This is a genomic window from Marivita sp., assembly GCF_017643905.1.
Lineage (GTDB): Bacteria > Pseudomonadota > Alphaproteobacteria > Rhodobacterales > Rhodobacteraceae > Marivita.
The window spans coordinates 20,293-42,681 of record NZ_JAEPMO010000003.1 but is presented as its reverse complement, the minus strand read 5'-3'; the positions used below and the strand labels follow the sequence as shown (position 1 = coordinate 42,681).

Here is a 22,389-nt window from a genome sequence, read left to right as displayed (position 1 = left end):
CCATATGAAATTCACCGAGGAACATGAATGGCTGCGCGTCGAAGGCGACGAGGTGGTCGTGGGGATCACGGCGCATGCGGCAGAGCAATTGGGCGATGTGGTGTTCATCGAACTGCCCGAGGAAGGCACCATGGTCAGCAAGGACGATGAGGTTGTGGTGATCGAATCGGTCAAGGCGGCGTCGGACATCCTCGCACCGCTGGACGGGGAAATCACCGAAGTGAATGAAGCGTTGGTCGAAGAGCCCGGTAAGGTCAACGAGGACCCGGAAGGCGATGCGTGGTTCTTCAAGATGAAGATTGAGGACATGTCGGCGCTGGACGACCTTATGGATGAAGCCGACTACAAGAAATACATCGGCTGATCCGGTTGGGCGGGTCCTGAGGCCTGCCCGCCCCTTGCCCCACGGAGTGCCGGATGGCGCCGTTGCAGGGCACATTTTTGAAAAGAAGAAGCAGGGGGCGGTGCGCCGTTCCAAACCGCAAGGAGAGCGACATGGGTTATGATGCCATCGACTATCTGCCGTATGATTTTGCCAACCGGCGTCACATCGGCCCGTCGCCGGCAGAGATGGCCGAGATGCTGGCAACGGTTGGTGTGTCAAAGCTCGACGATCTGATTTCGCAGACTGTGCCCGAAAGCATCCGTCAGGCCGAACCGCTTGATTTCGGCAAGGCGTTGTCGGAGCGGGAGTTGCTCTATCACATGCGCGAGACCGCATCGCAGAACGAGGTTCTGACCTCGCTGATCGGGATGGGGTATCACGGCACGGTCACGCCGCCCGCAATCCAGCGCAACATCTTTGAGAACCCGGCGTGGTACACGGCCTACACGCCGTATCAGCCCGAGATCAGCCAAGGGCGGCTAGAGGCGCTGTTGAACTACCAGACCATGGTCAGCGACCTGACCGGGTTGGAGATCGCCAACGCGTCGCTCTTGGACGAGGCGACCGCCTGCGCCGAGGCGATGACCATGGCACAGCGGGTGGCCAAGTCGAAGGCGACCGCGTTTTTCGTGGATGCAAACTGCCATCCACAGAACATCACTGTCATGAAAACCCGCGCAGCGCCTTTGGGGATCGAGATCATCGTCGGTGACGTGGCGGATATGGACCCCGAGGCGGTGTTCGGCGCGATCTTCCAGTATCCGGGCACCTACGGGCATCTGCGAGATTTCACCAATGACATCGCGCGGCTGCACAGGGCCAAGGCGATTGCGATCATGTCCGCCGATCCGATGGCGTTGTGTCTGCTCAAGGAACCGGGTGCGATGGGGGCCGATATCGCTGTGGGATCGACCCAGCGCTTCGGAATTCCGCTTGGCTATGGCGGACCGCACGCGGCCTATATGGCCACCAAGGACGACTACAAGCGCGCGATGCCGGGGCGGATCGTGGGGATCTCCATAGATTCACATGGCAACAAGGCCTACCGCCTCGCGCTGCAAACCCGTGAGCAACATATCCGCCGGGAAAAGGCGACATCGAACGTGTGCACGGCGCAAGCGCTTCTGGCTGTGATGGCGGGCTTCTATGCGGTCTTCCACGGGCCCAAAGGGCTGCGCGCGATTGCACAGCGCATTCATCGCAAGACGGTGCGTCTGGCCAAGGGGCTTGAGGCGGCAGGCTTCAAGGTGGAGCCCAAGGCGTTCTTCGATACGATCACTGTCGATGTGGGCCTTTTGCAGCGCGGCGTGTTGCAGGCGGCCGTGCGCGAAGGGCTGAACCTGCGGGCCGTGGGCAAGACAAAGATCGGCATCACGCTGGACGAGAAATCGCGTCCGGCGACCATCGAAGCCGTCTGGCGGGCCTTCGGTCTGGTCAAGTCGGATGATGACCTCACGCCGGAGTATCGCCTGCCGGACGCGCTCATTCGCACCTCCGAGTACCTCCAGCACGACGTTTTCCACATGAACCGGGCCGAGACCGAGATGATGCGTTACATGCGCCGTCTTGCGGACCGGGATCTGGCGCTGGACCGCGCCATGATCCCGCTGGGGTCCTGTACGATGAAGCTCAATTCCGCGGCGGAAATGATGCCGGTGAGCTGGCGCGAGTTCGCGGACATCCACCCCTATGTGCCCGACGATCAGGTTCGCGGCTATCACACGCTGATCGGGGACCTGAACGCGAAGCTGTGTACGATCACTGGCTATGACGCGATTTCGATGCAGCCCAACTCTGGCGCACAGGGGGAATATGCGGGGCTGTTGGCAATTGCGGGCTATCACCGGGCGAACGGGCAGGGGCATCGAAACATCTGCCTGATCCCGGTCAATGCGCACGGGACCAACCCGGCCTCAGCGCAGATGGTCGGTTGGAAAGTTGTGCCGGTGAAATGCGACGACAACGGCTCCATCGACCTTGTCGACTTCCGCGCCAAGGCCGAGCAGCATTCGGAGAATCTTGCCGGAACGATGATCACCTACCCGTCGACCCACGGTGTGTTCGAAGGCACGGTCAAGGATGTCTGCGCGATCACGCACGAACATGGCGGGCAGGTCTATATCGATGGTGCCAACATGAACGCCATGGTTGGCCTGTCGCGGCCTGGCGATCTGGGTGGCGATGTGAGCCACCTGAACCTGCACAAGACCTTCTGCATCCCGCATGGCGGCGGCGGGCCGGGTATGGGGCCGATTGGCGTCAAGGCGCATCTGATCCCGCATCTGCCGGGTGACCCGGTGTCGGGTGAAGGCGCTGTGAGTGCGGCGCCCTTCGGGTCGCCGTCCCTCTTGCCGATCTCCTGGGCTTATTGCCTGATGATGGGGGGCGAAGGCCTTACTCAGGCGACGCGCGTGGCGATCCTGAACGCGAACTACATCGCGACACGGCTCGCAGGGGCTTTTGACGTGCTCTACCGCGGTGAAAAGGGCCGCGTCGCGCATGAGTGTATCCTCGACGTGCGGCCTTTCGAGAAATCGGCGGGTGTCACTGTCGAAGACATCGCCAAACGCCTGATCGACGCGGGGTTCCACGCGCCGACGATGAGTTGGCCCGTGGCAGGAACGCTGATGGTCGAACCCACGGAATCGGAGACCAAGGCGGAGCTGGACCGGTTCTGCGATGCGATGCTGGCGATCCGCGAGGAAATCCGCGCCATCGAGGCAGGGGATATGGACCGCGAGGTCAATCCGCTCAAGCTGGCGCCGCATACGATGGAAGACCTCGTGCGCGATTGGGATCGGCCCTACAGCCGCGAACAGGGGTGTTTCCCGCCGGGGGCCTTCCGGGTGGACAAGTACTGGCCGCCGGTCAACCGGGTCGACAACGCCTATGGGGATCGGCATCTGGTCTGCACCTGCCCGCCGATGGAGGATTACGCCGAAGCGGCGGAGTGACCCTCGCAATGAGACTTTCAGATGCAGGCCGGGCGCAACACCCGGCCTGTTTCGTCAAAGGCCAAGGGGACGGAAAATTCCGACCACGGCGTTGCAACCGATCGGGGCGCACTACGTTCCTTGGGTATGAGACATTTATTCCGAGCCCTGAAACACCGGCTGACTGGTGGCAGACCAAAGACGCTTGCGGATGAGCAGAAGGCGATCCCGGTTGTGACCGTGTCGCCCTACCGCGGGGATCTTGCGCTCAAGCATGATCGCTCACAGCATCGACGCTACACGGCGCATTTCGAGGACCTTCAGAATTGACCAAGCCGATCCTGATCATAGGGGCCACGTCCGGTATCGGGCGCTGTGCCATGAACGAGGCGGTGCGGCGCGGTCTGCCCGTGCGTGCCTTTGCCCGAAGTGCGGACAAACTTGAGGCGGCCGACCTTGTAGAACCCTTCAAAGGAGACGCCACCTCGGCAGAGGATGTGTTGCGCGCTTTGGATGGGGCGCGGGCGGTGGTCTATGCGCTGGGCATCACCGAACGTCTGGCGATGCTTTGGGAGGAGGAAACTCTCTTTTCAGAGACCACGCCGTTTTGCTTCATGCAATGGCGCAGTCGGATGTGTCACGTCTGGTGGTCGTTACCGGGTTCGGCGCGGGCCGCAGCCAAAGCGCGATGAGCTGGATCGAAAAGACCGGCCACCGCGCCATTCTGGGCAAGCCCTATGCCGACAAGGACCGTCAGGAAGCTTTGATAACGGCCTCAGACACCGATTGGACACTCGTGCGTCCGGTGATCCTTACCAAAGGCGCGCGGACCGAAGACTATCGCGTGCTGCGGGATCCTGCGACATGGCGCAACGGGCTGATTTCCCGCGCCAGCGTTGCGCACTACCTGATCGACGCTGTCGAGCAGGGGTTGGATGTCAAAGCGGATGTCGTTCTGACCCGTTGAGTGCCAGTGATCAGTCGGCGTCCAACAGGAACGACATCGCGTCGCGCACCCGGCCCCATGTGGCGGCGTCAGGCGCACAGAGCAGATAGCAGTCGCGCATCTGGGCGCGATAGTCAGATCCGTCAAGACAGGCGACATGGCCACCGGCACGCTTGACGATCAGGGCACCGGCGGCGTGGTCCCATGGTGTCAGGTTGGAACACAGAACAAAGTCGACATGGCCTTGTGCCACCATGCGGAACTCATGCGCCGCACAGCGAAGCATGTATAGCCGCTGGAACCGGGTCATGAGCCCGATCAGGTCGGCCCGCTTGTTTTCGGGCACGTTGTAGACAGAGGCAAAGCCGCTCAACGCCTCAACCGGCCCACCTTTTGACACCGAGACGGTGCGGGCGGGACGGCGCGGGGCGATCACCTGTGCCGGGCCGGTTTCATCTGCAATCAGCAGCTCATCGGTGATTGGGTCATAGATCAGGCCGAAGACCGGAACGCCAAAGCGGGTCATCGACAGGATCACGCCAAAGGTGGCCAGCCCGTGGGCAAAGTTCCACGTGCCGTCGACCGGGTCGATGGTGAAGCCCATTTCCGCGTCGGCAAGCGCGGCCACCTTTTCATCGGTCACGGTCTCTTCGCCAACCATCAGCGCATTGGGGAACATCGCAAGCAATCCCCGCACGATCATCTTTTCCGCTTCCTTGTCGGCGGCGGTGACCACATCCATCGGACCGGATTTCTGGTCAATGTCGCCGGTGCCCAGCGTGCGGAAGCGCGGCAGGATCTCGGCCCGAGCGGCGCGGCGCACGAGGTTGATGATCTGCGTACGCTGCGCTTGCGTCAGCGGGGCCGGGATCGTCATGGGGAGGCTGTCGGACATCGGGCGACTCGATTTCTTGTGGTGGGTTGCCTGGGGCATGCCAAGGGATTGGCCTCAGGGCAAGGTGGTTTATTGCCGTTCAGCGGGCCTTTCAGCCCGCTTCACGCCGATTATTCCCGTGCACGCAGAACTTGGGCGGGACGCGCAGCCAAAGGTCGCCACGCAAAAATCAGGCCGGCGAGGAGGGTTGCCATCACACCCCCCACTACGACACCCAAGGCCGAGGGCCAGACCACCGCAAAGCTGCTGTCCATGATGAAGGTCATCACCGCCCAACTGCCAAGAATGCCCGCACCAAGGGCGACAAGCCCGGCACCGCCACCCAAAAGGGCCGATCGCAGGGCAAAGCTTTGCAGGATACGGGTGCGACTGGCTCCGAGGGTTTTCAGAACGGCGGCTTCGTAGGTGCGCGCGCCTTCGCCTGCGGCTGCCGCGCCGATCAGGACGAGAAAGCCTGTGAGCAACGTGGCCGCAGCGCCCCAGCGCACGGCAGCCCCGATGCCTTCGAGCAGAATGCTCACCCGGTCGATGGCGTCGCGGACGCTGATCGCAGTGATGTTCGGGAATGCGGTGGCGAGTTCACGCAGGATGCGGGCCTCGTCCTCGGCAGGGGCGTAGACGGTCGAGATGAAGGTGTGCGGTGCGCCCTGCAGGGCATTCGGGGTGAGTGTCATTACAAAGCCCATCCCGGCGGTCGAAAAATCGACATCGCGGAAGCTCGTGATCGTCGCCGAGATGTCGCGCCCAAGCACGTTGACCGTGAGCATGTCACCCAGTGACAATCCCATTTCCTCGGCTTCTTCGATGGCAAAGCTGACCTCGGCAGGGCCGTCATGGTCGGCCTCCCACCATTCGCCCGCAACAACGCGCGTGTTGGCGTCGGGTTGCGCGGCATAGGTAATGCCCCGATCTCCGGTGACGACCCAGTGATCGCCCGCCACCTCGCGCGCTGGGCGTCCGTTGATCTGGGTCAGCACACCGCGCAGCATGGGGGCTGTGTCGATCCGTGCGACAGCAGGATCGCTCTCAAGCATCTCGGTGTATTGGGCAATCTGGTCGGGCTGGATGTCGACAAAGAAATAGGCCGGTGCGACCTCGGGCAGGTCGCGGTCGATGGCAGTGCGCAGGTTGCCGTCGATCTGGCCCACGGCGGCTAGCACCGAAAGCCCAAGGCCCAACGACAAAACCACGGGAGCCGCCGCATCGCGGGGACCACCGATGGAGGCCAACGCCCATCGCCAGACGGGGCGGCCGCGTGTGGCCTTTGTCGAGCGCTTGGCGATCCAGCGGATGGCGATGGCCGCCAGCACCAGCACGATCAGCGCGCCGATCAAGCCACCTGCCGTCCAGAGCGTCAGGAACGGGCTGCCGGAGAAGAGCGAGGCGACACCAACCAGCAGGCCCAGCAGAACCAGCGTTGCGATCACGTAGCGCCAAGCGGGCAGTGCCTTGCCGCCGTCCAGCGCGTCGCGGAACAGCATCGCGGGGCGGATGTCTTCGGTTCGGGCCAGCGGCCAGAGGGTAAAGATCAACGCGGTCAGGATGCCATAAAGCGCCGCTTCGACCAGCGGGGCGGGATGGATTGTGAAGATTGCGGGCACCGGCAAAGAGGCGCTGATCAGCGGGCCAAAGAGGATGGGCACAAGAGCGCCCAAAACAAGGCCGATGCCGATGCCAAGCAGGCTCAATGCTCCGATCTGGAGGAAGTAGGTCTGAAAGATCGTCGCGCGGGTGGCCCCCAGGGTGCGCAACGTGGCGATGACGCTGGTCTTGCTGGCCAGGTAAGCGCGAACTGCGGCGGACACGCCTATACCGCCCACCGCAAGACCTGACAAACCGACAAGGATCAGGAAAGCGCCCAGGCGTTCGACGAACCGAGCGACGCCCGGTGCGCCGTTGCGGGAATCCCGCCAGCGCAGACCGCTGCTGGGAAAGGCGGCCTCTGTCGCGGTTTCCAGCGCGTCGAGATTGCTTTCGGGCGGAAGCAGCAGGCGATACTCGGTTTCATAGAGTGTGCCCGGCTGCAAAAGACCTGCATCGCGCAGCGCGTCGGTGGTGACCATCGTGCGTGGGCCAAGCGAAAAGCCCGAAGCGGAACTGTCGGGTTCGGTGACAAGGATCGCCGAGAGGGTGAAATCCTGCGTGCCAAGGCGGAAGCTGTCGCCCGGTTCAAGACCCAGCCGATCCGCCAGCAAAGGCGCCATGACCGCACCGGGTTGGATGCCATTGCCAGCCAGTGCATCTGCCAAAGGCATTGCTGGATCAAGAACCACCTCCCCTGTGAGCGGATAGGCGGCATCGACGGATTTGACCTGCGTCAGCGCACGTTCGGCAACGCCTTCGGGGTCTTTGACCACCATGGAGCGGAAATCGGTGATCTCTGAAATGCCGGTCGAGATGCTTTCGAGATAGGCGCGTTCTTCGGGTTCTGCGAAGCGGTAGGTAAACTCGACCGACGCATCGCCGCCCAGAAGGATGGACCCCTGCGCCTCCAGTCCCGACTGGATCGCCGAGCGCACCGAACCGACGCCTGCAATCGCGGCCACGCCAAGCGCGAGGCACGCAAGGAAGATGCGAAAGCCCTTGAGACCGCCGCGCAGTTCCCGGCGGGCGAACCGGGCAGCCGTGTTAAGCGCCATTACTCAGCCGCCTTCAACTGGTTGTCCGAGATATGACCGTCGGTCAGCCGGATCACGCGGTCGCATTTCGCGGCCAGTTCGCGGCTGTGGGTCACAAGGACCAGCGTTGCCCCATGCCGGTCGCGCAGGCCGAACAGCAGGTCGATGATCGCCTGCCCGTTGACCCCGTCAAGGTTGCCGGTGGGTTCGTCGGCCAGCAGGATCTCGGGCCGCGTGACCGATGCGCGCGCCAGTGCCACACGTTGCTGTTCGCCGCCCGACATCTGCGCGGGGTAATGATCTGCCCGGCGGGCAAGTCCGACCGCCTCAAGCTCGGCTTCGGCACGGGCGTAGGCATCCTTCTCCCCGGCCAGTTCCAGAGGTGTGGCGACGTTTTCCAAAGCGGTCATTGTTGGGATCAGGTGGAACGACTGGAAGACGACACCCATGTGATCGCGGCGAAAGCGCGCCATCTTGTCTTCGTCCATCGCGGTCAGGTCCTGACCCAGCGCGACAACACTGCCCGAGGTGGCATTCTCAAGCCCACCCATCACCATGAGCAATGATGACTTGCCCGAGCCCGAAGGTCCGATCAGGCCCAAAGTCTCGCCCTTGTGAACGGAAAGGGTGATCCCATGTAGGATCTCGACCATTCCGGCATTGCCCCTGAGGCTGAGCGTGACATCTTTGAGGTCGAGAATGGGCTGGGTCATAGGATACGGAGCTTTATCATGTTTCACTCTTTCACATATGGGGTGTCCTGGGTTCTGAGCAAGGTGCGCGTGGCAGCTGTGTGCCTGTGCACAGTGACCGCGGTTCAGGCCGAACCGGTCGAAATTTTGGCTTTGGGCGACAGTCTGACAGCCGGATATGGCCTGCTCGACGAAAACGGGTTCGTTCCCAAGATGCGGGTCTGGCTGGAAGAGCAGGGACTGGATGTGCGTCTGGTCAATGCGGGCGTGTCCGGCGACACGACGGCAGGTGGACTGTCGCGTGTAGAGTGGTCATTGACACCTGCAACCGAGGCGTTGATCGTGGCTTTGGGGGGCAATGACCTCTTGCGCGGACTTGACCCTGCTGTGTCTCGTGCAAATCTCGAAGGCATCCTCAAGGTGGCTCAGGACAAGGGGCTGGACGTTCTGGTTGTCGGTATGGAAGCACCGGGCAACTATGGGCCGGAGTACAAGGCCGAGTTCGATGCAATGTACCCCGAATTGGCTGAAGCCTACGGCGCACTCTACTTCCCGCGCTTTTTCGAAGGTCTTTACACGGTCGGCAGCACGCCCGCCGAACTGCGCGACGTGATGCAGATGGATGGCATTCATCCAAATGCAGACGGTGTCGATTTGATCGTCGACGCCATGGGTCCAGCCGTGGCGGAACTGGTCAAGCGCGCGTCGGAATAGACGCCCACAATCGGTCCGCGTGTGGATCGCATAAAAATAATACTTTGAAATACGGGCGACGACAAAGTCGCCCGTTTGCTGGTTCGTCCCTGACGCGATACGCCGTTTGGCAATCACCGAGACCAAAGACCCGGACCGATGTCAGCCCGGAACGCGATCACGCAAGCGAGATATTCACCGCCGCTTCGCGACCATCACGACCGGCTTCGAGGTCGTAGGTCACTTTTTGATTGTCCGCGAGGCCGGTCAGACCCGACCGCTCGACTGCGGAAATGTGTACGAAAACGTCTTTCCCGCCATTGTCCGGTGCAATGAACCCGTAGCCTTTGGTGGTGTTGAACCATTTGACGGTGCCAGTGGCCATCCGTTCTACTCCTGTCTGTCATGTCTTCCGCCGTGCAAGACGGCACGACGGGCGCGGTCAGTCAAATTCGCTTAACTGAGCCGGGTCGGAGCAGTGGTCGAAAATGGTAACTTTGCGGGTCAAGTTTTCGGATAATTCCGGAATCGACGCAAGAAAAAAGCCAAGTTTTCTCTTTCCTGTGAGATTGGGTTGCCTTGGGCGATCGGCGCACCATCTTTAGTCGGTCTTAGACTTCAGGGAGAGTGAACATGTCAGGCATGGACGTGCGGGTCGCCGCAAAAAGCGAGCAACAGATGCTGGACAAGCGGTATGCCGAAGCTCGCGCCGACATCGAGCGTAACCGTTTGATTGAAAACGGACAATCTGGCGCGCTTTTGTTCGCCGCGATGGCCTATGGCGATGCGCTGGAAGAAAATACGTTGTTCCGAACAGCGTCGCATCTGGCGAAACTCTTCTGCATCGCCGCCATATTCGTCATCCCGAACCTTCTGGTTCTTCACGTCCTGCTGTAACACGCAGGTTTGGTCGGCCAAGAATTGCGTGTGACCGCAGAAGGCGGTCGCGCGATCAGGTCAGGATGGATTGACCTCGCGCAGAGCGGCTGCAAACAAGGTGATTGCCGAGAAACCGAAGCAGGTGATCAGGAAAACCAGTATCGCTGTTGAGGCAAGCGCCCCACCGACCAATGCCGCTGCCGCAGCCACCCATCCGAGAATGCTTCCTGCGATAAGTGTGATTGCTGCCATCTTCTACCCTTTTGACACAAGAATGCGCCTCATATCTTAACGACCACTAAATGGCCGCGAATGATGCACGATTTATGGCAGCGGAAGGGCAATCCGGAGACATGGGCAGATCATGCCCCCGGACTGCATATTTAATCAGAGAACCGTGACAACCGTCCCGATCGGCACCCGGTCGTACAGGTCCTCAACATGCTCGTTCAGCATGCGGATGCAGCCGTTGGACACGGACTGTCCGATGGAACGGGGCGCCGTTGTCCCGTGGATGCGGAAGAACGTGTCCCGCCCGTTCTGGAAGAGGTAGAGCGCACGTGCGCCCAGAGGGTTGTCCGGTCCACCCGGCTGAACGTAGTCATTGTCGACGAACTTTGAGTACGTGTCGGGCTCGCGCTCGATCATCTCGTCGGTCGGACGCCAGGTCGGCCATTCCTTCTTTACCGCGATCTCGGCGGTACCGGTGAATTCAAGACCGGCGCGGCCTACGCCAACGCCATAACGGCGGGCAACACTCGGCTGAGTGACATGATAGAGGAAATGCGCGCGTGGCAGGATCAGAATTTGGCCCGGAACCACTTCGCTTTTGATCCGGACATTCTGGGGGCGGTAGATCGGGTCGATCTGGAAAGCTTGGGCAGATGCGATACTCGGGGCAGCCAGACCGGCAGCGGTGGCGGCCAGAAAGTGACGACGTGAAATCATGGGCAGCGCTGTTCCTTGTTGTTCTTAACTCGTACAAACGAAGTCTGCGGAACTTTGCCAACGCTTTGGGCGAAAACAAGCGCAATTGCACATTTGCCCGTCGCGCGCCCAAGTCAGTTGCGACAGAAAGGACACAAGTTCAAGCGACCAAGGCCTGCGCCACGCCTTCAGCCCTCATAGCGTACCGCAAAAGAAAAACCGCCCGGCGCAGGTGGCACCGGGCGGTTCAAGATCGAGAATCGCTGTGGCTTATGCCAGCGCGAGATTGATCGCGCTTTCGCGGCCGTCACGGCCTGCTTCGATGTCGAAGGTCACCTTCTGGTCGTCGCGCAGACCGGTGAGGCCCGAACGCTCAACGGCGGAGATGTGGACGAAAACGTCCTTGGAACCGCCATCGGGTGCGATGAAGCCGTAGCCTTTGGTGGTGTTGAACCATTTCACTGTGCCAGTGGCCATGTGAAGTATCCTTGTGTTGTCCGTTGCCCGCTTTGTGCGGCAACCCGGCAAAGTCACGTCTGGATCGAAAGCTGCGTGCCGGTGTCGGAAAACAGAAGGTCGAGTAGAAGATCGTTAGCGATGCTGCCTATGACAGGTTGTCGCACATTTAACAAGGGGATTCTCTTTGGATAGCCCAGGTCGGCAAGGACTTGCCGATAGGTCACTTTCTACATATGTCGATTGCCGAATATCTGGGAGGACACCAATGTCCGGCAAGAAACTCACCTGCCTTGATTGCGGTCAGATCAACCGTGTGCCCGACGACCGGCTGGATGCAGATCCCAAATGCGGGACCTGTGGCGCCACGCTGATGCCGGGCAAGGCGGTCGAGGTCGACTGGACCACCCTGCAAAAGGCCGCCCGCACCGACGAGGTGCCATTAGTGGTCGACTTCTGGGCGCCATGGTGTGGACCCTGCAAGATGATGGGACCGGAGTTTTCCAAAGCCGCCGGCACGCTCAAGGGCCGCGCCCGTCTGGTGAAACTCAACACCGAGGACTTCCCGCAATCCGGCCAGACCTACGGTATCCGCGGAATCCCGACAATGATCCGCTTTGTCGGCGGCCGCGAAGGTGCGCGGCAGTCGGGCGCCATGCGCGCGGATCAGATTGTCGGGTGGGTGGGGTGAGGTGACCCCGCTTTAATATACTTGTATTGATCTTGTCGCGCGGCGGCCGGGCAAAAGCCCGACCGATGTTGCGCTTAGAGATTACCGCACAAACTTCTTGAACTTCACCCGCTTCGGCTCAAGCGCATCCGCACCCAGGCGGCGTTTCTTGTCCTCTTCGTAATCGGCGAAGTTGCCCTCGAACCATTCGACATGGGCATCACCTTCGAAGGCGAGGATGTGCGTACACAGACGGTCGAGGAAGAAACGGTCGTGGCTGATGACCACGGCGCAGCCCGCGAAATCCTCGATGGCATCTTCCAACGCGCGGAGCGTTTCGACGTCGAGATCGTTGGTCGGTTCGTCGAGCAGAAGGACGTTCCCGCCCTCCTTGAGCAGACGCGCCATGTGCACGCGGTTGCGTTCGCCACCCGACAGCAGGCCAACCTTCTTCTGCTGGTCGCCCCCCTTGAAGTTGAACGACCCGCAATAGGCGCGGGAATTGACCTCGGCATCCCCGAGTTTGATCAGTTCCGCCCCGCCAGAGATGGCTTCCCACACGGTGTCGTTGGCGTTCAGATCGTCGCGCGACTGGTCGACATACGCCAACTGGACGGTATCCCCATAAGACACCTCGCCCGCGTCGGGCTGTTCCTGTCCGGTGAGCATCTTGAAAAGCGTCGATTTACCAGCCCCGTTCGGGCCGATCACGCCGACAATGCCGCCCGGTGGCAGGCTGAAGGACAGGTCCTCTATCAGGAGCTTGTCGCCCATCGCCTTCTTCAAGCCATTGACATCAATAACTTTCGACCCAAGACGCGGGCCGTTCGGAATGATGATCTGCGCGCGCCCGACGCGCTCGAGTTCGGACTGACCAGCCATCTGTTCGTAGGCCTGAATACGCGCCTTGGATTTGGCCTGACGCGCCTTCTGACCCTGCCGCATCCAGGCAAGTTCACGCTCAAGCGTCTTCTGCTTGGCCTTGTCTTCGCGCGCTTCCTGCTCCAACCGCTTGGCTTTCTGCTCCAGCCAGCTGGAATAATTGCCCTCGTAGGGAATTCCACGGCCCCGGTCGAGTTCGAGAATCCAGCCGGTGATGTCGTCGAGGAAATAACGGTCGTGCGTGACGATCAGGATCGTGCCCTTGTATTCGATCAGGTGGTTCTGCAACCACGCGATGGTTTCGGCATCAAGGTGGTTGGTCGGTTCGTCAAGCAGCAGCATGTCCGGCGCTTCAAGCAGCAGCTTGCAGAGCGCGACGCGGCGCTTTTCACCACCCGAAAGCGTGGTCACATCCGCGTCATCCGGCGGGCAGCGCAGGGCTTCCATCGCGACGTCGATCTGGCTGTCCAGATCCCAGAGGTTGTTGGCGTCGATCTCGTCCTGCAGGGCGGCCATTTCGTCAGCGGTTTCATCGCTGTAGTTCATCGCAAGTTCGTTGAAACGATCAAGCTTGCCCTTCTTTTCGGCCACGCCCAACATGACATTTTCGCGTACGGTCAGCGCCGGATCGAGCTGCGGCTCCTGCGGCAGATAGCCGACCTTGGCCCCTTCGGCTGCCCATGCCTCGCCCGAGAAATCGGTGTCCATCCCCGCCATGATCTTGAGCAAGGTCGATTTACCGGCGCCGTTGACGCCGACAACACCAATCTTGACCCCGGGAAGAAAGTTCAGGTGGATGTTTTCGAACGTCTTCTTGCCGCCGGGATACGTTTTGGAGACCCCGCTCATGTGATAGACATACTGATAGGCTGCCATGATCGCGTTCCTTTGAATTTCGGTTTTGCCGAGGGATACACGCGCAGACGGACCCGTGCAATCACGCGTGTTCAGGCTTTGTTTGGATTTGCGGTCTAGCGTGGCGCGATCATTGATCCGAAGGGTGATTCACGCCGTCATGCCAGCCGATTGGTTCAAAGTCCCTGGGGTTCACGCCTTCTATGCAACCCATGTTCACGCCGTATTGGTCTGGATCGGATCGGCGTTGATGATGCGTGTAGATCCCGCAGATTTTGCAGAAATAGTGTTTCGCCGTGTGAGTTCCGAAACTGTAAAGCGTCAGGTTGTCTTCGCCTTTGACGATCCGCAGATCCGCGCGCGCCACACTGGCGGTCGGGGTCCCCCGACGCCGGCAATAGGAACAGTCGCAGCGCCGCGCTGCGCCAAGTCCGTCTTTCAGATACACGGAAAGTTCGACCGCGCCGCAATGGCACGTGACCTTGACCGGACCACTCATTTCCGGCGCACCGACAGAACGCGTGACCGGGAAAGCTGGTACTTGGCGTCGGGATGCGGCGGGTGGCCTTCCGTGCGCGTCCAGAACTGCGGCCCGCCCAAGCGCAGCCAGAGCGGGATGGTCAGTGCCAATCCGATCACAAATCCGCCCACATGGGCCCAATAGGCCACGCCCCCCTCGTCGGCGGCCGTGCCGAACCCGCCAAAGATCTGCATGGCGAACCACAGCCCCAACATTATCCACGCCGGGATCGGGAAGATGCGAAAAATGATCACGATGATGATCAGGATATCAACCTTGGCCTTTGGGAACAGCAAGAGATAACCGCCCATCACCCCGGCAATGGCCCCGGACGCACCAACAGTCGGAACGGGCGATCCGGGCGCGCTGATATAATGGATGAACCCGGCGCCCAATCCTGCGGCAAGATAGAAGAGGGTAAACCCAACATGCCCCATCTCGTCTTCCATGTTGTCGCCGAAGATGAACAGAAACAGCATGTTACCGATCAGGTGCATCCAGCCGCCATGCAGGAACATGGAGGTGAGAAATCCGCTGAACCCTTGACCTTCGCTGACCAGTGCCGGGATCAGCGCATAGTCGAAGTAAAAGCGCATGATCTCCTGGTCGCTCTGCATGAGCGGCCAGTAGCTCAGGAAAATGCCGACATTCGCGACGATCAGCGCGTATGTGACAAAGGGCGTACGGCCCGACGGGTTGTGATCGCGGATCGGAAACATGCCGCGACAGTTGGCGCAAAGCGGCGGCGCGTCAAGCCGCGCCGCTCAGAAGCTGTGCGTTTCCGCCCGAGGCGGTGGTATCGACGCAGACATGGCGTTCGTGACAGGCGTGGCCTTTGTCCGGCATCCCGGTGATCAGCGGCAGGATTGGACCTGTCCGGCTGGCCAAAGCGGCACGCAATTCGCGTGCGGTATCCGCATCGCCCCACCAGATAGCGCCATCCATGGGCAGATCGGCCAGCCACGCCGCGTCGACGTTGCCTGCTGCGACAAAAGCTTTGCCGCCCAAGGCTTCGACAGCCTGTGCCTGCGCGACGGCGGTCTCAGCACCTGGTCCGAGGCAAAGGATCGGTCCGCGCGCCATCGAGGTCAGAACGTTGGACTCGCCGGTCGGGCCGGGAAGGGTGGTCTTGGTCGCGGATGCCTTGGTGCCGGCAGAGGCAAGCACTTTGGTCAGGCGATCCTTGCTGTCCTGCGAAGACCATCCTTCCCCGGCTGCGTCTGCTGGATGCTTGCGGAACCGGGCGAGGTAATTCGGCCCACCCGCTTTAGGGCCGGTGCCCGACAGCCCTTCACCGCCAAAAGGCTGGCTGCCGACAATCGCGCCGATCTGGTTGCGGTTCACATAGATATTACCCGCCTTGATCCGCTCCGAGACATGCTGCACGCGGTCGTCAATCCGGGTCTGCAGGCCAAAGGTCAACCCGTAGCCGGTTGCATTGATTGCGTCGATCACGGTGTCGATGTCTTTCGATCTGAACGTCGCGATGTGCAGGACAGGGCCAAAAATTTCGCGCTCCATGTCCTTAATGCCAGAGACCTTGATGAGCGTGGGGGGCACAAACGTGCCGCCGCCGGGCAGGGGCAAGCGGTGCAGCACGCGGCCCTCGGCCTCGGCTGTATCGACATACGAGATGATCCCGTCACGCGCCTCGGCATCAATGGCAGGGCCAACATCGGTGCCGTAGGTCCATGGATCACCGATCACCAGCGCGTCCATCGCTCCGGTCAGCATTTCGGTAAAGGCGTCGGCGATGTCTTCTTGCACGTAAAGGCAGCGCAGCGCGGAACAGCGCTGACCAGCGGATTGAAAGGCGGATTCGACAATTGCCTGCACCGCCTGTTCCGGCAACGCGGTGCTGTCCACGATCATCGCGTTCAACCCGCCGGTTTCCGCGATCAGCGGCGCGCCGGGGTCAAGGTGTTCGGCCATACTGCGATGGATGATCTGCGCGGTCTCGGTCGAGCCGGTAAAGGCAACGCCTTTGATCGCCGGGTTCGACGTCAGCGCGGCACCGACATCGCCCGCCCCCGGCAGAAGCTGAAGGGCGGTCTTGGGAACACCCGCTTCATGCAGCAATTGCGCGGCGCGATGCGCGATGAGAGGCGTTTGTTCTGCCGGTTTGGCCAGCACGGCATTGCCGGTTGCCAATGCTGCCGCGATTTGCCCCGTGAAGATCGCCAGTGGAAAGTTCCACGGGCTGATGCAGGCAAAGAGGCCCTGCGGTGCAGCGCCCTCTGCACGGGCCGAGTAATATCGCAGGAAATCTACCGCCTCGCGCAGTTCGGCGACCGCGTCGGGCAGCGATTTCCCGGCCTCGCGGGCCAGCAGAGCAAACAATTCGCCGTAATGGGTCTCGTAGAGGTCGGCGGCTTTGTTCAGCACTGCCGCACGATCTGCGGGAGAGGCATCCCACGGCTTGGCTGCAGCACAGGCGGTGGCGACCGTGACTGAGTTGGCCCATGTGACCGACCCTACCGTGTCGCCGGGCCGCGCGGGGTTGATCACCGGATCCATCGCGCCGGTTTCGGCATCGCCTGCCACCAGCGGTGCGGCGGACCATCGTTCGGTCGCAAAGGATTTGCGCGCGGCTTCGATTGCTGCGCGGGTCGGGCGATGGGTGAGGTCCCATCCTTTGGAGTTCGGGCGTTCGGGCGCGAACAACACTGGACCGGTTGCCAGCTTTGGCAAGTCATGTGCATCGAATGGATCCGAGGCCACCTCAGCCGCGGGCACATCGGTGTCGACGATCTGGTTCACGAACGAGCTGTTCGCGCCATTCTCGAGCAACCGCCGCACGAGATAGGCCAGCAGATCACGATGGGCGCCGACCGGGGCATAGATCCGACAGCGGGTGCCCTCGGAATCCTTGACGATGTCATGCAACGCCTCGCCCATGCCGTGCAGACGCTGGAATTCGAATAATGCACGGTCCTCGGCCATATGAAGGATCGCGGCCACCGTATGCGCGTTATGCGTGGCGAATTGCGGGTAGACCCGGTCGGTCATGCCCAGCAATTTGCGCGCGTTGGCGATGTAGCTGATGTCGGTGTGATGTTTGGCGGTGAACACCGGAAACGCCGGAAGGCCTGCCACCTGCGCGCGCTTGATCTCGGTGTCCCAATAAGCGCCTTTGACCAGCCGCACCATGATCTTGCGGTCCAGCCGTTCAGCCAGATTATAAAGCCAGTCGATGACATGCCCCGCACGTGGCCCGTAGGCCTGTACGACCACGCCGAACCCATCCCACCCCTTGAGCGATGGTTCCGAAAAAACGGTTTCGATCACGTCGAGAGAGACCGAGAGGCGGTCAGCCTCTTCCGCGTCGATGTTGAGTCCAATCCCGGCCGACCGCGCCAGCTGAGCCAGCGTGCGCAGGCGCGGCACCACCTCGTTCATCACGGTGTCCTGCTGCGCTTCTTCATAGCGCGGATGCAGCGCCGACAGTTTGACCGAAATGCCGGGGTTTTCGCGGATGTCCTTCGACTTGGCGGCTTCGGCGATGGCGCTGATGGCGCGGGAATAGGACAGGTGGTAACGGCGCGCATCACTCTCTGTCCGCGCAGCTTCGCCAAGCATGTCGTAGGAATAGGTGTAGCCCTTGGTCTCCATCCTGGCCGCGCGTTTCATGGCGGACTGGATGGTTTCGCCCAACACGAACTGTGCGCCCATTTCCTTCATCGCGCGACCCACGGCGGTCCGGATCACCGGTTCGCCAAGGCGCTTGATGGCCCCGCGCAAATGGCCGACGGGGCCGGGCTGTTCGTCCTTGAGCACCTTGCCAGTCAGCATCAGCGCCCAGGTTGACGCGTTGACCAGCGGCGATGTGCTTTCCCCAAGATGGCTTGCCCAGTTCGACGGAGCGATCTTGTCTTCGATCAGCGCGTCGATGGTGGCGGCATCCGGCACACGCAGCAGCGCTTCGGCCAGACACATGAGCGCAATGCCTTCTTCAGTCGACAGGCCGTATTCGCTCAGGAATACTTCCATCAGGCCGGGGCGCGAATCTTCGCGGATCGCCGTGACCAACTTTGTTGCCCGGGCTTTGATCTCGGTGCGATCTTCTTGGGTCAGTTGCGCGGCGGCGCGCAAAGTGTCGACCTTTTGCATTTCGTCGGCATAGGTGTTGTCGTCGATCAGGGGGCGCAGGTTGGGCAGCTCATCACGGGGCATGGCGATCTCCAGTCATATCCTCTACAATATCGCGTAAGCAGCAGGGCAAGTGCCGGATTATTCGCTGTGGACATGGCAAACGCACTGATTTTTTCCGGAAAGGCGGGCGAATTGAATATATCCGATCTGGACAGGTTCGACCGGGCGATTCTGCAGGAGATGGCACGCGACGGACGCGTGTCGATCACCGAGCTGTCGCGCCGGATCGGCTTGTCGAAATCTCCCACGCAGGCACGCCTGCGACGCCTCGAGGAAATGGGAGCGATTCAGGGCTACCGCGCCTTGCTCGATCCGATCCGGCTGGGTCTGGATCACATCGCCTTTGTCGAAGTGAAAATGACACAGACCCGCGAGGCCGCATTGGCCGCGTTCAACGAGGCGGTCGCCAAGATCCCCGAAATCGAACAGGCCCACCTGATCGCCGGGAATTTCGACTACCTGCTCAAGGTGCGAACCGCGAATATGCGCAGCTATCGCAAGGTGTTGGCCGAAAAGATCTCGACCCTGCCTCATGTCGCGGCCACCTCGACCTATGTCGCCATGCAAGCGGTAAAAGAAGAGACTTTCGGGAACGTGACTTGACCGAACCGGGGTGACGCTGCCAAATGCCTCCATGCGGAGTATGATTTCAATCCTTGCCGTAGTTGCGGCGCAAAGTGCAGTAGCCGATGGGTGTCCTGTGGCGCCCGATCACACGGCTGCCCTTGATGCTCTCTATGCGCAGGTGCAACGCGCCCCGAACGAGATGATCGCTCGGACATTCTCAAGTCAGATGTGGGATCTGTGGCTCGAAGCGCCGGATGAACCCTCGCAGATGATGCTGGACGAAGCCCTTCGCGCCGCGCGGGTGGGTGATTACCTTCGTGCCACCGACCGGCTGAACAAACTGGTGTCCTACTGTCCCTTCTACGCCGAAGGCTACAACCAGCGCGCTTACGTGAATTACCTGCGTGGGGATTACCCTGCGGTTCTGCCAGACCTTGATCAGGCGATTGCCCTGAACCCGCGCCATACAGGGGCTTTGACCGGCAAGGCGTTGACCCTGATCGCCATGGGCCGCGACGACGAGGCGCAGCCGATCCTCAAGGAAGCGGTTGCCCTGAACCCGTGGCTGGGCGAACGCGCCCTTATCAAGCAGCCCAAGGGCGACGACCTCTGATCCTGCGCTGAAGCGCTGCGCATTTGCCGGAAATCGGCAATCCAAACCATTGTTTTCGCCCTTGTCCCCGGCTAGGGATAACGCGTTGCGGGCGTGATGGAATGGTAGACATATCGGACTTAAAATCCGAAGGCCTTGCGCCGTGTGGGTTCGAGTCCCACCGCCCGCACCATTCGTCAAGTTTCCCGTTTGCCACTCCCTCACTTATCGGGTCTGATGCAGGCATCCACCCAAATCAGACACGGGAGATACCATGCCCATCCGCAATCGTTTTGCCGAATTGCACCCCGAGATCACCGCATGGCGCCGGGATTTGCACGAGCATCCCGAACTGCAGTATGACCTTCCGCGCACCGCCGGGATCGTTGCGGACAAGCTGCGCGCGTTCGGATGTGACAGCGTGGTGGAAGGTATCGGGCGCACCGGTGTGGTGGCGCTGATACAGGGCAAGACAAACCGGTCGGGCAAGACCATCGCCCTTCGGGCTGATATGGATGCACTGCCGATCTTCGAGGCGACAGGGGCAGCGCATGCATCGAAAACTCCGGGCAAGATGCACGCCTGCGGCCATGACGGGCACACCGCGATGCTGCTCGGGGCAGCGCAGTATCTGGCCGAGACCCGCAATTTCGACGGTACAGTCGCCGTCGTGTTCCAGCCCGCCGAAGAGGGCGGGGCCGGAGCCGAGGCAATGGTGCAGGACGGGTTGATCGAAAAGTTCGGGATTTCGGAAATCTACGGGTTGCACAATTCACCGCTCCTGCCGCTGGGCACCTTCGCAATCCGCCCCGGCGCGTTCTACGCTGCGGTCGACAGCTTCCACATCAATGTGCGCGGCAAGGGTGGACATGCCGCTCGTCCCAACAACACGGTGGACACGACACTTGCCGCATCCGCCATAGTAATGGCTTTGCAATCCGTGGTGTCGCGCAACACCGATCCTCAGCAGGCGGTCGTGGTCTCGGTCACCTCGTTCCGCACGGAATCCGAGGCGTTCAACGTGATCCCGGAACACGCGGTCCTGCGTGGCACAGTCCGCAGCTTTGACATGGATGTGCGGGCCAAGACGCTCGAACGGATCAGGGCCATCGCGGAACTGACTGCACAAAGTTACGGCGCCACCGCCGAGTTGGGATTTGACGAAGAGCCTTATCCGGTCATGGTCAATCATGACGTGGAAACCGAACATTGTATCCGCGCCGCGGAAGGCGTGGCAGGGACTTGTATCCCGGACGCGCCGCGCACCACTGGGGGCGAGGATTTCGCTTACATGCTGCAAGCCTGTCCCGGTGCCTATATCCAGCTTGGGATCGGGCCGGGGCCGGGCCTGCATCACCCTGAATATGACTTCAACGACGAGGTCATCCCGACGGGGTGCTCCTACTGGGTGACATTGGCTGAACAGAGGCTTCTCGCATGATCATCGAGGCTGGACCCAAGACATGCCACTGGGGCTATTTCGACGCGACACTTGATGCAGTCGCGACTGTTGCCAGCGGGGCCGAGGTGACGATGAATTCCGTCTCCGGCGGACCAGATGTCTTGCCAAAGAGCGGGTTCCACATCCCGCCCGAGCTTCTGGCGATTCACGAAACCGGCATCCCCAAGGTGCCCGGTCACATCCTGACAGGGCCAGTGGCGGTCGATGGCGCGATGCCCGGCGATGTGCTTCAGGTCGATATTCTTGATGTTGGGTTTCGGCAGGACTGGGGCTACAACGTCATCCGCCCATTGGTAGGCACATTGCCGCAAGATTTCGACGAAACCCGCAAGGTCATCATCCCACTGGATCGGGACAAGAATGAAGCCACCATGCCTTGGGGGTTACAGCTGCCCCTTGCGCCGTTCTTTGGGGTGATGGCCGTTGCTCCGCCTCGGGCTTGGGGGCGCATCTCGACCATCGAACCGCGTGCCCATGGCGGCAATCTCGACAACAAGGAACTGGTGGCGGGCACCACACTTTACCTGCCGATCCATACAGAAGGCGCGCTGTTCTCCTGCGGCGATGGACATGGCGCGCAGGGTGATGGCGAAGTCTGCGTGACCGCGATCGAGACCGCGCTGCAGGGGCGGTTCCGCCTGACCGTGCGCCGCGATCTGGACATCACCTATCCCGAAGCCGAGACGCCCACGCATGTCATCACCATGGGGATGCATCCCGATCTGGATGTTTGTGTCGAGATCGCGTTGCGGCGCATGATCGATGTGGTGTCGAAACGTGCCGGAATCAGCCGGGCCGAGGCTTATATGCTGTGTTCTTTGGCAGGGGATCTGCGGATCACGCAGACGGTGAACCGCGAAAAGGGTGTGCACATGATGATGGCGAAATCCCATATTGACTGAACCCTGATCGAGGCACACTGCATGTCTGTCCAAACCAACGCGCGCATTCTGTTGACCGGCGACGTGCACAGCGCGGATTTTCCCCGGTGGATTGCCCGCCATGCCCGAAAGTTGGGTCTGGTCCGGGTCACGACGGAACAGGTGCCGGCAGGACTTGAAGTCACGGCAAGTGGCGCAGAAGAAATGCTGCAAGCGCTGGCACTTGGAGTGAGTCTTGGACCCGAAAGCGTGCTGGTTGATACGGTGACCCTCACAACCGACACGTGCGCCTGAAGTAAGTTGCGATCACAATTTCATCGACAAGTGCAATAATCGGGCAGTTTTTTCCGTTTTCGACCGGTGCTGTGACGCCGCCGTATTGAT

The 22,389-nt window shown here is 61.1% G+C and carries 23 protein-coding genes and 1 tRNA gene; 13 read left to right on the top strand and 11 right to left on the bottom strand.

The genetic code is table 11. The annotated features are described in order from the left end of the window. The first annotated feature begins 4 nt into the window (after positions 1–4). From gcvH to JJ869_RS00915, 4 genes are all read left to right on the top strand, one after another. The gene (gene gcvH / locus JJ869_RS00930; protein WP_292264094.1) at positions 5–364 is read left to right on the top strand and encodes a glycine cleavage system protein GcvH; all 360 of its coding nucleotides are present in this window, start codon (positions 5–7) and stop codon (positions 362–364) included. Positions 365–495: 131 nt separating this feature from the next. Continuing rightward, complete coding sequence (gene gcvP / locus JJ869_RS00925) at positions 496–3,339, top strand: aminomethyl-transferring glycine dehydrogenase (RefSeq protein WP_292264092.1); 2,844 nt, start codon at positions 496–498, stop codon at positions 3,337–3,339. Between the two features lie 305 nt (positions 3,340–3,644). Continuing rightward, positions 3,645–4,010 carry an NAD(P)H-binding protein gene (locus JJ869_RS00920; RefSeq protein ID WP_292264090.1) on the top strand — a complete coding sequence of 122 codons (366 nt, stop codon included), beginning with the start codon at positions 3,645–3,647 and terminating at the stop codon, positions 4,008–4,010. Continuing rightward, complete coding sequence (locus JJ869_RS00915; protein ID WP_292264088.1) at positions 3,938–4,285, top strand: NAD(P)-binding oxidoreductase; 348 nt, start codon at positions 3,938–3,940, stop codon at positions 4,283–4,285. The genes JJ869_RS00920 and JJ869_RS00915 overlap by 73 nt, the downstream gene beginning before the upstream one ends. A 10-nt stretch (positions 4,286–4,295) precedes the next feature. Here the strand turns inward: JJ869_RS00915 and JJ869_RS00910 are convergent, their stop codons facing one another. The 3 genes from JJ869_RS00910 to JJ869_RS00900 all read right to left on the bottom strand — a co-directional run bounded on the left by JJ869_RS00910 (position 4,296) and on the right by JJ869_RS00900 (position 8,490). Continuing rightward, complete coding sequence (locus JJ869_RS00910; RefSeq protein WP_292264086.1) at positions 4,296–5,159, bottom strand: inositol monophosphatase; 864 nt, start codon at positions 5,157–5,159, stop codon at positions 4,296–4,298. A gap of 110 nt (positions 5,160–5,269) precedes the next feature. Further along, positions 5,270–7,798: an FtsX-like permease family protein gene (locus tag JJ869_RS00905; RefSeq protein ID WP_292264084.1), complete on the bottom strand. Its 2,529-nt coding sequence runs from the start codon at positions 7,796–7,798 to the stop codon at positions 5,270–5,272. Beyond that, positions 7,798–8,490, bottom strand: a complete 693-nt coding sequence (locus JJ869_RS00900; RefSeq protein WP_292264082.1) for an ABC transporter ATP-binding protein — start codon at positions 8,488–8,490, stop codon at positions 7,798–7,800. The genes JJ869_RS00905 and JJ869_RS00900 overlap by 1 nt, the downstream gene beginning before the upstream one ends. Positions 8,491–8,508: 18 nt before the next feature. On the opposite strand from JJ869_RS00900, the gene JJ869_RS00895 reads away from it, so the two are divergent. After that, positions 8,509–9,183 carry an arylesterase gene (locus JJ869_RS00895; protein ID WP_292264080.1) on the top strand — a complete coding sequence of 225 codons (675 nt, stop codon included), beginning with the start codon at positions 8,509–8,511 and terminating at the stop codon, positions 9,181–9,183. Between the two features lie 157 nt (positions 9,184–9,340). On the opposite strand, the gene JJ869_RS00890 is transcribed toward JJ869_RS00895, so the two are convergent. Then, positions 9,341–9,547 (bottom strand): cold-shock protein, encoded by a 207-nt coding sequence (locus JJ869_RS00890; protein WP_292264078.1) that lies wholly within the window; start codon positions 9,545–9,547, stop codon positions 9,341–9,343. A 248-nt stretch (positions 9,548–9,795) separates the two neighbouring features. Between JJ869_RS00890 and JJ869_RS00885 the strand changes: the two genes are divergently transcribed. After that, complete coding sequence (locus JJ869_RS00885) at positions 9,796–10,059, top strand: hypothetical protein (RefSeq protein ID WP_292264076.1); 264 nt, start codon at positions 9,796–9,798, stop codon at positions 10,057–10,059. Between the two features lie 60 nt (positions 10,060–10,119). Here JJ869_RS00885 and JJ869_RS00880 read toward each other — a convergent pair whose 3' ends face one another. From JJ869_RS00880 to JJ869_RS00870, 3 genes are all read right to left on the bottom strand, one after another. Next, complete coding sequence (locus JJ869_RS00880; protein ID WP_292264074.1) at positions 10,120–10,293, bottom strand: hypothetical protein; 174 nt, start codon at positions 10,291–10,293, stop codon at positions 10,120–10,122. Between the two features lie 135 nt (positions 10,294–10,428). Beyond that, positions 10,429–10,989 (bottom strand): L,D-transpeptidase, encoded by a 561-nt coding sequence (locus JJ869_RS00875; protein WP_292264073.1) that lies wholly within the window; start codon positions 10,987–10,989, stop codon positions 10,429–10,431. A gap of 249 nt (positions 10,990–11,238) precedes the next feature. Beyond that, a complete protein-coding gene (locus tag JJ869_RS00870; RefSeq protein ID WP_072776072.1) occupies positions 11,239–11,445 on the bottom strand; it encodes a cold-shock protein in 207 nt (68 codons plus the stop codon). Positions 11,446–11,692: 247 nt separating this feature from the next. On the opposite strand from JJ869_RS00870, the gene JJ869_RS00865 reads away from it, so the two are divergent. After that, a complete protein-coding gene (locus JJ869_RS00865; RefSeq protein WP_292264069.1) occupies positions 11,693–12,115 on the top strand; it encodes a thioredoxin domain-containing protein in 423 nt (140 codons plus the stop codon). 81 nt (positions 12,116–12,196) lie between these two features. Here the strand turns inward: JJ869_RS00865 and ettA are convergent, their stop codons facing one another. The 4 genes from ettA to putA form a co-directional block, all read right to left on the bottom strand. Then, on the bottom strand, positions 12,197–13,852 hold the full coding sequence (gene ettA, locus JJ869_RS00860; protein ID WP_292264067.1) for an energy-dependent translational throttle protein EttA: 1,656 nt from the start codon (positions 13,850–13,852) through the stop codon (positions 12,197–12,199). Positions 13,853–13,961: 109 nt separating this feature from the next. Continuing rightward, complete coding sequence (locus JJ869_RS00855) at positions 13,962–14,330, bottom strand: GFA family protein (protein WP_292264065.1); 369 nt, start codon at positions 14,328–14,330, stop codon at positions 13,962–13,964. Beyond that, positions 14,327–15,070, bottom strand: a complete 744-nt coding sequence (locus JJ869_RS00850) for a rhomboid family intramembrane serine protease (RefSeq protein ID WP_292264063.1) — start codon at positions 15,068–15,070, stop codon at positions 14,327–14,329. Before JJ869_RS00850 ends, JJ869_RS00855 begins: the two co-directional genes overlap by 4 nt. Before the next feature lie 31 nt (positions 15,071–15,101). Then, the gene (putA, locus tag JJ869_RS00845; protein ID WP_292264061.1) at positions 15,102–18,524 is read right to left on the bottom strand and encodes a bifunctional proline dehydrogenase/L-glutamate gamma-semialdehyde dehydrogenase PutA; all 3,423 of its coding nucleotides are present in this window, start codon (positions 18,522–18,524) and stop codon (positions 15,102–15,104) included. 72 nt (positions 18,525–18,596) lie between these two features. Between putA and JJ869_RS00840 the strand changes: the two genes are divergently transcribed. From JJ869_RS00840 to JJ869_RS00815, 6 genes are all read left to right on the top strand, one after another. Then, positions 18,597–19,106, top strand: a complete 510-nt coding sequence (locus JJ869_RS00840; protein WP_292264059.1) for an Lrp/AsnC ligand binding domain-containing protein — start codon at positions 18,597–18,599, stop codon at positions 19,104–19,106. 97 nt (positions 19,107–19,203) lie between these two features. Beyond that, positions 19,204–19,683 (top strand): tetratricopeptide repeat protein, encoded by a 480-nt coding sequence (locus tag JJ869_RS00835; protein WP_366510392.1) that lies wholly within the window; start codon positions 19,204–19,206, stop codon positions 19,681–19,683. Positions 19,684–19,770: 87 nt separating this feature from the next. After that, positions 19,771–19,855, top strand: a tRNA-Leu gene (locus JJ869_RS00830). An 81-nt stretch (positions 19,856–19,936) separates the two neighbouring features. Then, complete coding sequence (locus JJ869_RS00825; protein ID WP_292264056.1) at positions 19,937–21,103, top strand: M20 aminoacylase family protein; 1,167 nt, start codon at positions 19,937–19,939, stop codon at positions 21,101–21,103. Then, positions 21,100–22,026, top strand: a complete 927-nt coding sequence (locus JJ869_RS00820; protein ID WP_292264054.1) for an acetamidase/formamidase family protein — start codon at positions 21,100–21,102, stop codon at positions 22,024–22,026. The genes JJ869_RS00825 and JJ869_RS00820 overlap by 4 nt, the downstream gene beginning before the upstream one ends. Before the next feature lie 21 nt (positions 22,027–22,047). Next, complete coding sequence (locus JJ869_RS00815) at positions 22,048–22,299, top strand: hypothetical protein (RefSeq protein WP_292264052.1); 252 nt, start codon at positions 22,048–22,050, stop codon at positions 22,297–22,299. The last annotated feature ends 90 nt before the right edge of the window (positions 22,300–22,389 follow it).

What these genes read in the sequence shown, in the direction of transcription:
- JJ869_RS00840 (WP_292264059.1), top strand. Translation starts at nt 18,597, where the DNA reads ATGGCAAACGCACTGATTTTTTCCGGAAAGGCGGGCGAATTGAATATA.
- JJ869_RS00825 (WP_292264056.1), top strand. Translation starts at nt 19,937, where the DNA reads ATGCCCATCCGCAATCGTTTTGCCGAATTGCACCCCGAGATCACCGCA.
- gcvP (WP_292264092.1), top strand. Translation starts at nt 496, where the DNA reads ATGGGTTATGATGCCATCGACTATCTGCCGTATGATTTTGCCAACCGG.
- gcvH (WP_292264094.1), top strand. Translation starts at nt 5, where the DNA reads ATGAAATTCACCGAGGAACATGAATGGCTGCGCGTCGAAGGCGACGAG.
- JJ869_RS00905 (WP_292264084.1), bottom strand. Translation starts at nt 7,798, where the DNA reads ATGGCGCTTAACACGGCTGCCCGGTTCGCCCGCCGGGAACTGCGCGGC.
- JJ869_RS00850 (WP_292264063.1), bottom strand. Translation starts at nt 15,070, where the DNA reads ATGTTTCCGATCCGCGATCACAACCCGTCGGGCCGTACGCCCTTTGTC.
- JJ869_RS00915 (WP_292264088.1), top strand. Translation starts at nt 3,938, where the DNA reads ATGGCGCAGTCGGATGTGTCACGTCTGGTGGTCGTTACCGGGTTCGGC.
- JJ869_RS00900 (WP_292264082.1), bottom strand. Translation starts at nt 8,490, where the DNA reads ATGACCCAGCCCATTCTCGACCTCAAAGATGTCACGCTCAGCCTCAGG.
- JJ869_RS00890 (WP_292264078.1), bottom strand. Translation starts at nt 9,547, where the DNA reads ATGGCCACTGGCACCGTCAAATGGTTCAACACCACCAAAGGCTACGGG.
- JJ869_RS00885 (WP_292264076.1), top strand. Translation starts at nt 9,796, where the DNA reads ATGTCAGGCATGGACGTGCGGGTCGCCGCAAAAAGCGAGCAACAGATG.
- JJ869_RS00895 (WP_292264080.1), top strand. Translation starts at nt 8,509, where the DNA reads ATGTTTCACTCTTTCACATATGGGGTGTCCTGGGTTCTGAGCAAGGTG.
- JJ869_RS00865 (WP_292264069.1), top strand. Translation starts at nt 11,693, where the DNA reads ATGTCCGGCAAGAAACTCACCTGCCTTGATTGCGGTCAGATCAACCGT.
- JJ869_RS00855 (WP_292264065.1), bottom strand. Translation starts at nt 14,330, where the DNA reads ATGAGTGGTCCGGTCAAGGTCACGTGCCATTGCGGCGCGGTCGAACTT.
- JJ869_RS00910 (WP_292264086.1), bottom strand. Translation starts at nt 5,159, where the DNA reads ATGTCCGACAGCCTCCCCATGACGATCCCGGCCCCGCTGACGCAAGCG.
- putA (WP_292264061.1), bottom strand. Translation starts at nt 18,524, where the DNA reads ATGCCCCGTGATGAGCTGCCCAACCTGCGCCCCCTGATCGACGACAAC.
- JJ869_RS00880 (WP_292264074.1), bottom strand. Translation starts at nt 10,293, where the DNA reads ATGGCAGCAATCACACTTATCGCAGGAAGCATTCTCGGATGGGTGGCT.
- JJ869_RS00870 (WP_072776072.1), bottom strand. Translation starts at nt 11,445, where the DNA reads ATGGCCACTGGCACAGTGAAATGGTTCAACACCACCAAAGGCTACGGC.
- JJ869_RS00815 (WP_292264052.1), top strand. Translation starts at nt 22,048, where the DNA reads ATGTCTGTCCAAACCAACGCGCGCATTCTGTTGACCGGCGACGTGCAC.
- ettA (WP_292264067.1), bottom strand. Translation starts at nt 13,852, where the DNA reads ATGGCAGCCTATCAGTATGTCTATCACATGAGCGGGGTCTCCAAAACG.
- JJ869_RS00820 (WP_292264054.1), top strand. Translation starts at nt 21,100, where the DNA reads ATGATCATCGAGGCTGGACCCAAGACATGCCACTGGGGCTATTTCGAC.
- JJ869_RS00875 (WP_292264073.1), bottom strand. Translation starts at nt 10,989, where the DNA reads ATGATTTCACGTCGTCACTTTCTGGCCGCCACCGCTGCCGGTCTGGCT.